The 12,624-nt window shown below is 51.3% G+C and carries 16 protein-coding genes; 9 read left to right on the forward strand and 7 right to left on the reverse strand.

Annotated features, from left to right (window positions below; all coding sequences use genetic code 11):
- The 9 genes from GX441_12030 to GX441_12070 form a co-directional block, all read left to right on the forward strand.
- On the forward strand, nt 1–292 hold a 292-nt coding region (locus GX441_12030), incomplete at its 5' end, for a transposase (protein ID NLI99368.1).
- A 328-nt stretch (nt 293–620) separates the two neighbouring features.
- Nucleotides 621–1,691: a site-specific DNA-methyltransferase gene (locus tag GX441_12035; protein ID NLI99369.1), complete on the forward strand. Its 1,071-nt coding sequence runs from the start codon at nt 621–623 to the stop codon at nt 1,689–1,691.
- A complete protein-coding gene (locus GX441_12040; protein ID NLI99370.1) occupies nt 1,688–2,464 on the forward strand; it encodes a restriction endonuclease in 777 nt (258 codons plus the stop codon). The genes GX441_12035 and GX441_12040 overlap by 4 nt, the downstream gene beginning before the upstream one ends.
- A gap of 52 nt (nt 2,465–2,516) precedes the next feature.
- Nucleotides 2,517–3,407 carry a mechanosensitive ion channel family protein gene (locus GX441_12045; GenBank protein NLI99371.1) on the forward strand — a complete coding sequence of 297 codons (891 nt, stop codon included), beginning with the start codon at nt 2,517–2,519 and terminating at the stop codon, nt 3,405–3,407.
- A 27-nt stretch (nt 3,408–3,434) separates the two neighbouring features.
- Nucleotides 3,435–4,007: a GNAT family N-acetyltransferase gene (locus tag GX441_12050; GenBank protein NLI99372.1), complete on the forward strand. Its 573-nt coding sequence runs from the start codon at nt 3,435–3,437 to the stop codon at nt 4,005–4,007.
- Nucleotides 4,008–4,010: 3 nt separating this feature from the next.
- Nucleotides 4,011–4,610, forward strand: a complete 600-nt coding sequence (locus tag GX441_12055) for a GNAT family N-acetyltransferase (GenBank protein ID NLI99373.1) — start codon at nt 4,011–4,013, stop codon at nt 4,608–4,610.
- Nucleotides 4,607–5,089: a hypothetical protein gene (locus tag GX441_12060; GenBank protein ID NLI99374.1), complete on the forward strand. Its 483-nt coding sequence runs from the start codon at nt 4,607–4,609 to the stop codon at nt 5,087–5,089. The genes GX441_12055 and GX441_12060 overlap by 4 nt, the downstream gene beginning before the upstream one ends.
- Complete coding sequence (locus GX441_12065; GenBank protein ID NLI99375.1) at nt 5,086–6,492, forward strand: S8 family serine peptidase; 1,407 nt, start codon at nt 5,086–5,088, stop codon at nt 6,490–6,492. Before GX441_12060 ends, GX441_12065 begins: the two co-directional genes overlap by 4 nt.
- Nucleotides 6,493–6,518: 26 nt before the next feature.
- Nucleotides 6,519–6,857: a YraN family protein gene (locus GX441_12070; GenBank protein NLI99376.1), complete on the forward strand. Its 339-nt coding sequence runs from the start codon at nt 6,519–6,521 to the stop codon at nt 6,855–6,857.
- An 11-nt stretch (nt 6,858–6,868) separates the two neighbouring features.
- Here the strand turns inward: GX441_12070 and GX441_12075 are convergent, their stop codons facing one another.
- The 7 genes from GX441_12075 to GX441_12105 all read right to left on the reverse strand — a co-directional run bounded on the left by GX441_12075 (nt 6,869) and on the right by GX441_12105 (nt 12,332).
- Complete coding sequence (locus GX441_12075) at nt 6,869–7,039, reverse strand: hypothetical protein (protein NLI99377.1); 171 nt, start codon at nt 7,037–7,039, stop codon at nt 6,869–6,871.
- 151 nt (nt 7,040–7,190) lie between these two features.
- On the reverse strand, nt 7,191–7,988 hold the full coding sequence (locus GX441_12080; GenBank protein NLI99378.1) for a hypothetical protein: 798 nt from the start codon (nt 7,986–7,988) through the stop codon (nt 7,191–7,193).
- A 151-nt stretch (nt 7,989–8,139) separates the two neighbouring features.
- Complete coding sequence (locus tag GX441_12085; protein NLI99379.1) at nt 8,140–9,507, reverse strand: hypothetical protein; 1,368 nt, start codon at nt 9,505–9,507, stop codon at nt 8,140–8,142.
- An 85-nt stretch (nt 9,508–9,592) separates the two neighbouring features.
- Nucleotides 9,593–10,456 carry a hypothetical protein gene (locus tag GX441_12090; GenBank protein ID NLI99380.1) on the reverse strand — a complete coding sequence of 288 codons (864 nt, stop codon included), beginning with the start codon at nt 10,454–10,456 and terminating at the stop codon, nt 9,593–9,595.
- Between the two features lie 329 nt (nt 10,457–10,785).
- The gene (locus GX441_12095; GenBank protein ID NLI99381.1) at nt 10,786–11,004 is read right to left on the reverse strand and encodes a hypothetical protein; all 219 of its coding nucleotides are present in this window, start codon (nt 11,002–11,004) and stop codon (nt 10,786–10,788) included.
- 7 nt (nt 11,005–11,011) lie between these two features.
- Nucleotides 11,012–11,761: a PKD domain-containing protein gene (locus GX441_12100; protein ID NLI99382.1), complete on the reverse strand. Its 750-nt coding sequence runs from the start codon at nt 11,759–11,761 to the stop codon at nt 11,012–11,014.
- 10 nt (nt 11,762–11,771) lie between these two features.
- Complete coding sequence (locus tag GX441_12105) at nt 11,772–12,332, reverse strand: hypothetical protein (GenBank protein ID NLI99383.1); 561 nt, start codon at nt 12,330–12,332, stop codon at nt 11,772–11,774.
- Between the last annotated feature and the right edge of the window lie 292 nt (nt 12,333–12,624).

Below are 12,624 nucleotides of genomic sequence, written 5' to 3' on the forward strand. Positions count from 1 at the left end.
CGGAAGGGTCGAGCGCAGCCACCTCACCGACGATGAGGAGTTCTACTTACCTATGATCCTCTGCTGGAATGATACCGACCAGTTCCTCAAATCGGCTCAGGCTTGGCAGTATGTCTACAACCTCAAAAGACCGCACTTCGGTAAGGGCATGGGCGGACTCTCGCCGCTTGCCAAACTACAATCCCTCGGCTGCAATCACCTCGATGATAACTTCATCCTCTTCCCTGTCATCCTTCTTGATGAACTCAACCCACTTATACCTGGTAACAATCTATTGACCATGGACAAGTAAAAAGGTGAAATAATCTGGCGATTGCTTCGCTCGCTCTAAGCTCCTGCGGAAGAAACTTCCGCCCATGCGCCTTCCAGGCGCTCCACAGCTTCACGGGGTAAAAAAAGCTGGTCAAAAGATGGTCAAAATTTGCGTAAATGAGATCACGTTTGAAAATTAGCATTGACTTATTGGTGATTCGGTAAGAAAAAAAGGAGCAGAAGCTTGACAATGAACAAGAAATAGAGTATAGTAAACAAATAAAACAAGGAGAATAAGGGAAACAAATATGAACAAAAGTCTCTCAACTCAGATAGTGGGAAACTATGAAAGAGTGGTTTTCCGAACAATGAGAGAATATGGGAATTCGAAAACTAATGAATGGGTAAATCGTCTTATTTGGGGTGATAATCTTCCTGTTTTAGAAGCCCTGATTCATGATTCCCAAGTTTTTGGAAAAGTCAGATTAATCTATATTGATCCACCCTTTGCGACCAATCAGACTTTTCGTATCGGGAACGGAGGAAGAACGGCGACGATAAGCTCCAGCGACTACGACGATCATGCATATCATGACAAGATATTGGGAAGAGATTACATTGAGTTCCTTCGAAAACGAGTTGCCTTGTTACGAGAATTGCTTGCGGACGACGGAAGTATATATGTTCATATAGACTGCAAAGTAGGCCATTATGTAAAAGTCATGCTGGATGAAGTTTTCGGCCAGGAAAATTTTATCAATGACATTACACGGATTAAATGTAACCCTAAAAACTTTTCAAGAAAAGGATACGGAAATCTTAAGGATATGATTCTTTTCTATTCAAAGAGCAAGGATTACATCTGGAATGAACCTCACGTAAAGATGGCGGATGAAGAAATACTTAGACTTTTTCCCAAAGTAGATAAGAATGGAAACAGATATACCACTACGCCTCTTCACGCGCCGGGTGAAACGCGAAACGGAAAAACGGGTCAGCTCTGGAAGGAATTGTTGCCTCCTAAAGGGAGGCATTGGAGAGTATCCCCTGAAGAACTGGATAAGCTTGACAAGGCAGGTAGAATTGAATGGTCTTCGACCGGGAATCCGCGGAGGATCATTTACGCCCATGAAAAGGTCTTAAAAGGTAAAAAGCTTCAAGACATATGGGAGTTTAAAGACCCCCAGTACCCTTCTTATCCTACCGAAAAAAACCTTGATATGCTTAAGCTAATCGTCGAAGCTTCATCTAATCCTAACGATATAGTTCTCGACTGTTTTGCTGGTTCAGGTACTACACTTGTTGCAGCTGAGCGTAAAGGTAGAAGGTGGATTGGCATAGATTCATCCCAAGCAGCAATAAGGGTAATAGAAAATCGGATGCTTTTTGAAGGCAAGTTTTCCCCTATCAGCGTTTTTAGGGTGGATGAGGATTTATGAACGAATGGGTCGAACGCAGCATCAAACTTGCTAATGCCCCCGGTTACTTGGATAAACTTCACGAGGTTTATCCCGTTGATATCGAAGAAAAAAGACAGTTGAAAGAGGGCCTTGAACAAGAAATTTCAGAGGCGTTAAGTTCTGGAGATGACGAAAAACTAATGGCGATTCTTCTGAAACAAAAGAAGTTTTCACTCAAAGACCCGTATGTTGGTTTTCTGAAGCAAGACCCAAGCGCAATTAAGAACAATCCCCAGACAATAAAACGGATAGTAAGTAGAATAAAAAAACAAGGATTATCGGGTATCCTTTCTGGAATAACAGAGGAGAAAGAAGCTAATCGGAAAATGGGGCAAAGGTTTCACCGTTGGCTGCCTACTTTAGGTTACCCTTTCCTTGACGAGAAGGCTTTAGAGAAAACTAGTGCTATTGCTTTTCTTGATGGGGGAGAATCGAAGCTAAAAACTTTTGCAGAAGGAAAATTCGGGATTAAACTCGAAAAAAAACCAGATTTCTTAGCCAAGGCTAGAAATACTTATATCATAGGTGAAGCTAAATTCCTCTCCAGCCAAGGGGGCAGTCAAAACAATGATTGCAGAGATGCTCTAAAGTTACCAAAGGGTCGCTTAGGTATTGCTCTAGGGGTTGCAGTTCTCGACGGGGTCATGTGGATACCTAGTAATTATGTAATGTTCAGAGAGGTAAGTACATTAGGAGGTGTTGCACTTTCTGCTCTACTACTTAAGGATTTTCTGGAAAGCTTGGCAAAATAAAAAAGCCCCCCTCCTCCCTTGACTTTAGCCTTCTAGTCTGATACTATTTAGGATGGAACCTTCGCCTTTCGTAAAGTGGCTCCTTGACCCCGGGATATGGATAGGCGCGACGCTTGCAGCGGCGGGGCTTCTATCGTGGGTCGTCTCGGCGCTCATAAAAGCGGGAATCAGGCAGGCCGACAAGGCTCGGGGTCCCGAGGTGTTCGCGCGCGCAAAGCGCACAATGACGCTTCTGGGCGCGCTGCGCTGGCTGCTTTTAATCATCGTCTGGATAACGGCTGTCGTCACGGTGCTCCGCAAACTCGGGATAGAAATAGGCCCAATACTCGCCGGGTTGGGCGTTGCGGGCGTTGCCGTGGGTCTGGGCGCGCAAAGCCTTGTCCGCGACATGCTGAACGGGCTCTTCATCATCATAGAGAACCAGTTCCGGATATCGGACGTTGTCCGCATCGGCGAGGCGGTCGGCACTGTGGAAGCCATAAGCCTGCGGACGACAGTCATACGCGGACTCGACGGGCATCTGTACACAATTCCGAACGGCGAGATAAAGCTAGTGGAGAACATGACAACCGTTTGGGCGCGCGCGATCGTGAACGTCGGCGTTGCCTACCGCTCTGAGATAGAGCGCGTGGTCGAGGCGCTGAAGCATGCGGCTGAAGACCTCAAGCGCGACAAGGCGTTCTCGGCCTATCTCATGGAAGAAGCCGAGATAAAGGCGATAGAGGCGTTCAACCCTTCGTCCATCGAGGTAGCCCTGTGGGTGAAGTGCCTGCCCTCCAAGCAGTGGGATGTGGCGCGAATGGCGCGCCGGCTCGTGAAGCGCCGGCTCGAGGAGGCAGGCATCGAGATTGCGTTCCCGCAGGTGACTCTCTCCCTTCACCCGAAGGCGGAAGAGTTCGTTGATGCACGCTTCGCAAAAAAACCAGTCGTCCGCAGGAGGTGAGCGATTCCCGATATCGAACGCAGGGATTTGATACTCGAGGCCACCACGTCGAGAGGGGTAAAGCTCAGGCTGCGGCCCATGACCGGGGACGACTGGGACGTGCTCTACAAGTGGAACAACGACCCGGAAGTCATCTACTGGTCCGAGGAGGAGGATACAACAGGCTGGTCTCTGGAGGATATGAAGCGCAAGTACCTCTCAATTATCGAAAAGGGCGGGATAAACTTCATCGTCGAGACGGGTTCAAGACCAATAGGCGAGTGCTGGCTTCAGCCCATGAACCTCGCGCGGATATCGGAAAGATTTCCGGGCAAGGACCTGCGCAGGATAGACTTCATGCTTGGAGAGAAGGATTACTGGGGCCAGGGCATCGGTTCGGCGGTCATAAAGAAGGTAACGGAGTTCGGGTTCATGCGCGAGGAAGCGGACATGATATTCGGCTGCTTCGTGGCGGACAACAACACGAGAATCCTGCGCGTGCTCTCCAAAGCCGGATACGTTCTCTTCTCGAAGGAAAAATCCGCCTCGCGAAAGCGCGAGTTCAATCTTGACCTCTACCAGACGAGGGAGGCGTTCCTTGCCAATCAAAAAAAGGAGTGAAGAATGGAAGTTCTGAGAAAGCACGATGTGGTTCTTGAAACGTCAACCTCGCGAGGGCTCGCGTTGAGGCTGCGGCCCATGACCGAGGGCGACTGGGAAGTTCTCCACAAATGGAACAGCGACCCCGACGTACTTTACTGGTCAGAGGAGGACGACATCGAGTGCTGGCAGCTCGAAGACATGATAGGGATGTACCGCATGGTGAGCGAGCGCGCCTACTGCTTCATAATCGAGGCGGAGGGCAAGCCTATAGGCGAATGCTGGCTGCAGCAAATGAACCTCGAGGAGATCTCCGCAAGGTTTCCGGACAAGGACGTGCGCAGGATGCCTATCATGATAGGAGAGAAGGATTACTGGGGCAGTGGCGCGGGCACTGCCGTCATCCGTGCGCTGACGGAGTTCGCCTTCCTTCGGGAAGGCGCCGACATGATGTTTGCCTGCGCCATCAAGGGCAACAACGCAAGATGCCTGCGGGCGTTCGAGAAGGCAGGATATGTTTTCCACTCGAAGGAGGAATCATCCTCCGAAAAATGCGACCACAATATCCATCTTTTCCTGACGAGGGAGATGTTTGAAGCCAATCGAAAAAGGGATTCCGCATGATGCGCGGACTCATGACACCGAATGCCCGCTGCGCATGCGTTTTTGGGACCCTTTTTGCCATACTCGTCCCCGGATGCAGGGAGAGGGCCGACAAACAGAATCAGCGTACGCCGCTGGTATCGCCGTCAGGCGCGTTCGTTCTCAAGATGCCTGTCGAGCGGATTGCTGAGTATCATTACTGGCGGCTCGAAATAAGGGACACCGCCTGCAACCTTCTCTACAAGGACAAGGAAGGTTTCCCCGCTCGCTTCAACGTTTACTGGTGCTGGGACTCGATCGATATCGTCTGGCTCTACAACTCCGACGACGGAAAGGTCTACTTCTATTCGCCCCAAAAGACGACTCAGCGATCGCCGTCCTCTCTCGGAGACCCAGATCTTACTTGCTGGTCGAAACACTTCTGGGGCTTCGGCCGCAGGAACGAGTGCGGTCTCCCTGTAGCGCCTCCGTCCTCCCTCTATCCGGAGTACGTGAAATGAAAACGCTGAATCTCTGTCTTCTTGCCGGATTTGCGGGATTGATCATCCTCCCTTCTGCGCAATTCGCGGCAAAGATAGTAGTTAAGACCTCTGATCCGCAGTCCATTGCTACCCTATGCCTTTCCATAACGCCGCTGGTATCCTACCCCGGCGCGCTCCAAGAAACAAGGGAAGCGTTCGGCGACTGCTACGTGGTCGAACTCCCGCAATCGCTGGACCCGCTCCAATCCATTCCAGGGACCCATGCCGTCTGGGCGGCTGGCTCGGGATCGGTCATCCCCCTTATTGAAAACCCGCTCCGCACGCTTGCGCCCTGCCCCGATTCATCATGGGGCGGGCCCTATGAACCTGACGACGAGTGGTTCTCGACACAGTGGGACAGGGCCGTTACTCGCATAGACTGGGCATGGAACGTCACCAAAGGCTCTAAAGACGTGCTGGTCGCCATACTGGATACGGGCGCGGACACCGCCCATCCGGACCTGCGGACAAACCTCGTTGCCGGATACAACTTCGTGGACACGTCCGCAACCGTCCAGGACGGTCACGGCCACGGCACCGCGGTCTCGGGAGTCGTCGCGGCGGAGATAGACAATCTTATCGGCGTCGCGGGAATAGCGCAGGCGTCCATAATGCCTCTCAAGGTGGTTGCAGACAACGGCTACTACCAGAACGCCGACCTAATCCAGGGAATTCTTTACGCATCCGATCACAGGGCGAGAGCTATCAACATGAGCCTCGGCGGCAGCCAGGACACCCTTCTTGCGCGCGCCATAGACTACGCCTGGCAGCATGGGGTATTCATATGCGCGGCAGCCGGAAACTCGGGCGCCGACTCCTCGCTCTATCCTGCCGCATACCCGAACGTTGTATCCGTCGGCTACACCACTGAGGCCGACGAGCGCGGCTCCGGCTCTCACTACGGACGCAACGTGGATATATTCGCGCCCGGGGTTCAGGTCGCGTCGACCTCTCTTGGCGGCGGCTACGGCGCGTTTACGGGCTCATCCATCGCCTCGCCTGAGATTGCGGGCCTTGCAGCACTCGTGCTGAGCCTTGAACCTTACTGCACGAACAGGGACGTCCGGGACGCCATTCTTGCAAGCGCGGACACCATCGACGTCGATATAGGCAGAGTGCCGCGCATGAGCGCCGGCCTCTTTGCGTCCTCCGCACGCTTTGTACAGAAGGACACCTTGAGGTTCGACTACGCGTCATCCAAGCCCGCATCCTACACGCTCACGTTCTTCGACGCCGCAGGCCGCAAGGTATCGGAACGCCAGGGGTCCACCGCCGAGCTTGGCCGAATAGACTTCAAGCCTCTCCTTCCCTCCGGAGTCTACTTCTGGGTCATGAGCACATCCTACGGCGCATCTTCAGGAAAGATAGTCTACTTCAAGTGACGTCCGGAAAAAAGAAAAAAGGCGATATGGGAGAGGAAAGCGCTTGCCGCTTTCTCGAATCGAAGGGCTACAAGATTCTTGCCCGCAACTTTCACACGGCCTGGGGCGAGATAGACATAATCGCCTGCCACTCCTCCACCATCGTCTTTGTAGAGGTCAAGACGCGCTCTAGCTCGCACTTTGCCGCTCCTGAGGAGTCCGTCACTCTCACAAAGCAGGACCGCATGCGCAGGGCTGCAGAGCTGTGGCTTGCCGAACACTTTCCAAACGACTCTCCGCAATGCCGCTTCGACGTAGTTTCCATTACACTGCCCCAGTCTCCCGCCGTCATCCGCATCGAGCACTTCGAGGCCGCGTTCGAGTGAAGCCTACACTCTCAGCGCAGGATTGAGACCTTTCTGCGTGCGCTCTCCGCGTTTATCTGAACGGTATACAAGCCTGTGGGAGCCCTGTCGCCCCAGCGTATTTTGCCGGTTCCCGAAGGTTCGGTTATGCTGCGCTTCATACTCAGGATAGCCTGGTTCGTTGAATCTTCTTTCCTCTGCAAGCTCCCTGATAACATCAAACTTGAAAGTGCAGGGACCTATTTTGTCTAAAACCATGTCTCTGTTATTTGCGAGGACGTCTCGCGTGATGCGAGGCGGCTCCGACCTTTTTGTACACGAAATCATACACACCTTCCTTTTAGTGTCTCAATTTTATCTTTTTGACATCTCAATCGTGCAGTCAGGTCGAACTAACCTGAGTAAAAAAACCTGAAAAAAAGGCAGTCTCATGCAATTCGTCCCGCCAATAAAACTTACTTCCTTTAGATTCTTAACCTTTGCTAATTTAAGAATACCACTGGGAGGCATCCCGTAGCACCAGAGATTCAGTTTTTTCAATCCTTTTATCTCGGCAAGCTCACCTACATCTGCCCGCGAGAGTACCCCATATGTTAAGTATACAGCTATGCCTGTAGGAAGCATCTTAAGGGTATTAATCGCATCTTCTCTTTGGTGAAAATAGCAGTCAATGTCCGTCGAGACAACAGTAAGTCCGGGAAACCTCTTCAGCGCTTCGATAGTAAATACCCGTTCAGGGTCGAACCTGCCAAAGATATACTGATAATAGCCGTAATCGGCCTGCATAGTCAAAATATTTTTCAAAATGCTGTCAGGCAGAAGACAAAGCTCGGAATAATAACCGCCGACAAGTTTGTCATTTACCCAGAGACAATTATTAGCGCTATACGCGTGAACGAACCTGTCCAATTTTCCATCGTTTATTCCTTTAATGCCTTCTTCGATTCGGAAATCGAGGGAATCTTCGCCCTGCCAGGGATAGCAAAACCCATCCATTGCATTCGGGTCGTAGAGAGGAACTACATCCCTTCCTATGCTCCAGCCGCTCGTATTGACTGAGTCAGTCCAGCCCGCATACTGGCCCCGGCAAGTGGTTACGAGCCACCTGGCCTCGGGTGGTTCGTTTTCTTTTCTGCAGCCGGGTAATTCCATAAACAAAAACCCGATCATTGACAGGTTTAGTAAAATTCTTTTCATTCCGATACCCACGATGTTACATCTTTCCCTGACCCGTGCAATGCAAATCTGATATTCGACCCTATTGTAAACAAAAGAGGGTTGATGTCAAGAAGAGGGGGTGAGGTCAGTATAGAACTATCTTGCGGATGCCGGGCTCTATCCGGTCCCCGTCAACCTTGATGAAGTAAAGCCCTTGCGGCTGACCTTTTCCCCAGATGATGACGCCGGCGCCGCCGGGCTTGTCTAACGTAGCCAGACACTTGCCCTTCACGTCCGCTATCCTTGCCTGGAACCGAACAGGCCAGGAGCTGTACCTTATGGTAATCTCACCTGCCGAGCTTGCGCTGACATCCCAGGAGGCTAGCATCCATCGGGCTATATCGTACTTTTCTCTTGCCTCTGCGAGTCTTTTGCGGCCCGCTTCGAGTCTCTGGTCCCTGTCAGGGCGCTGGGTAACCGCTCGCCACGCCTCTATAGCCTTCTTCCATGCTTCCTCCGCTTCCTTCCATCTTTCTCTTGCGCCGGCCCAGCTTCCCTGGCGCTCCTCTAGGAGCGCGAGTTCCTCCAGGCGCACTGCTTCAGCCTCCGCAAGATAGGCGGAAACGTCGAGCACGTCGAACGCAGGGTCGCCTGCCCAGTAGAGGAGAATACTCCTGTTTGAAGCAAGGTTTTTTTGAAAGGTTTCCATTCCCAGATGAGCAAAAGTGGATTTTGATCCTTGCGAATCCAAGTCTTTGCAGATATCATTGTATATACTCAACGGGAAACAAAACGCCTCAGTAACTATAAATATTAAGGCGGTTTCTATTATCTCGTGCCACAGACCAATTCTCAACTTTACAAAGTCGTCTGCATTTCCTTTCTGATCTTGTGCATATCGGTCAAAAACCTCATATTCGTGGGAAACCTGGATTACTGCACTCCGTAGGTGTTTTTCCATTAACGTCTCAAGCACTTTGGTTTTTTCCATATTGCTCATGCCGTCGTAAGGCGGAATATCTATGATTTTCTCCCGATCGATACTCTCTTCTATGGTTGGCCCTGAAAAATGAAGGCCAGTAGATATTCCCATGATAGGGTTTTGCGGGTCAATTATTTTTTTTGAGTCCGCTTCTTTCGACCGATTTTTTACCCAATCGTTTCTTATCCTGTAGCTAAGTTCAACATTTCCTGCTTTTAGAATGTTGAAGGCGTCAAAAGGACTCAACATTACATCTATCGTATGATTGAAACCACCCGAGCCGGTCGGAGTTATTTTTTCACAAGAGATGAGCTTCGAAAATGCTCTTCGTTTCGTCTTCATGGGTTCGGCTTGCAATCTCTCTTCTTCCTCCTTGGCTACAAAGATCTTCAGATTGAAAGTATAAGAACCGACACGCTGGCAAACCTTGTTTAACTGATCTGTAACCACTTCGGGGGTTATTTTCCCTGTCCGGAGAGGACTCTCCCTTACCGCCTTAATAAAACCCTTATTTACCGACTTGCTATCCACTTGTACCTCCATTCCTGATTGTTGAGTTATCAGAATTTTAGTCGTTCAGATGACGAGCGCAATTGAAATCTGACGAGGAAGAAATTCAAGGAATTGGCGTAATTATTACTGTTTCAAAGGTGTCGCGGAAGTCAATATAACAATCGGGCAGTATTTTGTGAAGCCTTTCTATCGTAGTTCTCTTTATATTTTTAAGGCGGGGGTCCTTTCCAATCATTAAACGTTCCAGATTTCTGGCGTGTCGAAGCTGCATCAACTCACTATCGGCCAACCTGTCAGATTTATACATCCACAGCGAGAGTCTGCGCAGGTTTGGAAAAGCAAGAAGCTGTCTGATGTTTCTGCCTGTGGGTTCGCCAATCTGACAATCTATTGTGATTTCTTTATCTAAAAGCTTCAGACTGTCGAGAAAGGGCTCGGCGCGTTTGCCGTCCGTTAGGTACATATCAAGATAAGAAAGCCTGGGGAAGCGCCTGAGATTCTGCGGCGGGGCATTGATTGCAGGAGTGAAGCCGAGAAAACCTCGCTCAGGTCTCTTCAGCTTCTCAGAATCGTAAAACAAGCTAACGCTTTGAACGTCCTTGAGCTGGTCGTCCTCGAGCTTGAGAAGCTCATCAAGATATCCGCCGGAAAGCTTGCCGCCCACCCAGAGGAAGCCGTCCCTGTAGTAGTAATCGATCGTATCCTCTTCGTTCCACAAGTAGCAATAACCTGATTGCTGCTCGCTGGTAAGGCTAAGGCATCTTCTCTTAAGAAGAAGAACCTTCTCATCAGGTTTCAAGAAAACCGAATCCACCGTCTTGCATGCGACTGTGTTGTCCACGAATCTCCCCATGGTGTAAACCTCGGTAAGGATTATTACAAGGTGCGGTGCGGTAGGTTCAGGCTTCCTGCAACCGAGCGCGAAGACCAAAAGGGTCGATATAAGCACAAGGATTGTCTTCTTCATCTGCTTCCTTCAATCCTATTGTAAACAAAAGAGGGTAGGTGTCAAGGGTTCATCCTTATCCCAGGCGAGCGCTTCGCGTGAGTTCCGAAATCGCCGCCGCAACGTGTCTTCCGGTGACACCGCTCATTTACCCCAAACCTTTACCCCAAACGTCTGCTACGCATACGTCTGGGGACCCCGAACCTTTACCCCAAACGTCTGCTACGCATACGTCTGGGGACCCCGAACCTTTACCCCAAACGTCTGCTGCGCATACGTCTGGGGACCCCGAACCTTTACCCCAAACGTCTGCTGCGCATACGTCTGGGGACCCCGAATCTGCCCCGCGCTCAGAGCCCGTAGAGTATGAGCGTCAGTCCTCCGTGTACGGCGGCGAGCGCGATGCCTGCAACAGCGAGTGTCCGGTGCAGAGGCAGGTAAGCCTTTTTCAAGACGGGCGCCAGCTGCTTGCGCATGAGTCCGCCTAAAAGGGTCAGGAGGAAGATGCCGAATACTATAATGCCCAGAATCTTCAGAAATGAAGGCGTTACAATGTCGTAGATGGTCACCACTTCCTCAAATCTTGATGTTCACGGATGTCTTGGTCGCGTGCTTGGTCGTGAACTCGTCCGCGTTGTCGGGTCCGTATGCAAGAAGCACCTTGTATGTCTGACCTGCAACAAGCGCGCGGTCGCGGGGGTCGCCCGAATCCAGGGGAATCGTAAATGAAATCCTCGTGCCGGTGCCGGTCTCCTGTCCCTGCTTGGATGTAATGTTGTTCGAACCCTGGGCGTCCGCATCCGGCTCGTGCGAAAAGTTCGAGTTGCCGTACTGGTCGGATATGAAGACATCGCTACCCTGGACGTAGCCGATTATGAAGTTCGCGTCCTTCATCGACGTGGTCGGGTCGAAGCCCACCGCCACCCAGCCCCTTGTGGGCGCAAAGAGCCTTATGTCGAGATTGGTTCCATCAACCCGCCACTCGAGCGTTATCCCCGACGCCTCGACCTTCTCGTAGCCCAATTCGCCCACCGTTATGTAGCTTGCGCGGGTGAGGGTGTCTGCGCCGAATGAGTTGGCGACTATCAAAGTAACGTCGTAGGAGCCAGTGGAATCGTAGACGTGGGTCGGATTCTGTATACTCGAAGTATCGCCGTCGCCGAAGTCCCAGAGCCAGGTGTCCGGGCTGTTCGCAGATGAATCCGCAAACACGACCGTAAGGGGAGGGGGTCCCTCAAGAGGCGCGGCGCCGAATGCTGCCTCGGGAACCTTTGATGCGCACCCTGCAATGAGTGCGGCAAGAGCCGGGATCAAGAGTTTTTTCACGTTTTCCTCCTTATATCGTGAGCATCAAGGATGCCGTTTTTACGTGCGGTGATGTGAAGTTGTCCGATGCGCCCGCGGCAAGGATTATCTTGTAGATCTTGCCCTTATCGAGAACCTTGTCGTACTTGTCTGCCGAGTTCATGGGTATGGAGAAGTGAATCTCGGTCAGGTCTTCGCTCTCCATGCCTGATTTTTCCTTTATATCGTCCGTTCCGCCGAGCTTCGTGTCCGGGCTGTGGGAAGTAAGACTCACCCCGAACTCGTCGGAGAAGTACGCGGTGTCCGCCTTCACGTAGCCTATTATCAGGTTCGCGTCCTTCATTATGTTCGAGGGCGCGAAGCCTATCGCGACCCAGCCCTTTGCAGGCGCCATAAGCTTGACATGGAGGAAGCCTAGCGTATCCACCCTCCACATCAAATGGAAGTCCTTAACGAGTGTGTCCTGATACTGTGGTTCGACCTGCATCATGCTCGTCGAATCGCTTTCCACCTTCGTCATGTCCTGCTGGGCGTTTGTTTTTGCGCAGGCAAGAAAAATGACCAGAGCGGCCATTATCCATATCTTCTTCATAGTTGACTCCTTTTTTGTTATTTAATCACAATCACGAGGCTCGCGGCGCCGTCGGTCGGCCGCTTGAAGCTGAAGTTTCCTTGAGCGAGTAGTACGCGGAGTCCTTGACCGCAAGCAGTGCAGGTCCCTCTCTCGGTCCTGCGCTGAAGGCAGCCTTGGGCGCAGTTCCCCGGTTGCTACCGATAACGGTAACCGCGATTTATCACAATAATGCTTCACTTTATTTTATCTCTCATTAGCTTCTCCATGGTGTCGGCCGATCTCAAGACCTTCACTCCCGGCCCCTTGCAAG

This window comes from bacterium (assembly GCA_012517375.1).
Classification (GTDB): Bacteria; Hydrothermota; Tepidihabitantia; order B3-TA06; family B3-TA06; genus JAAYVC01.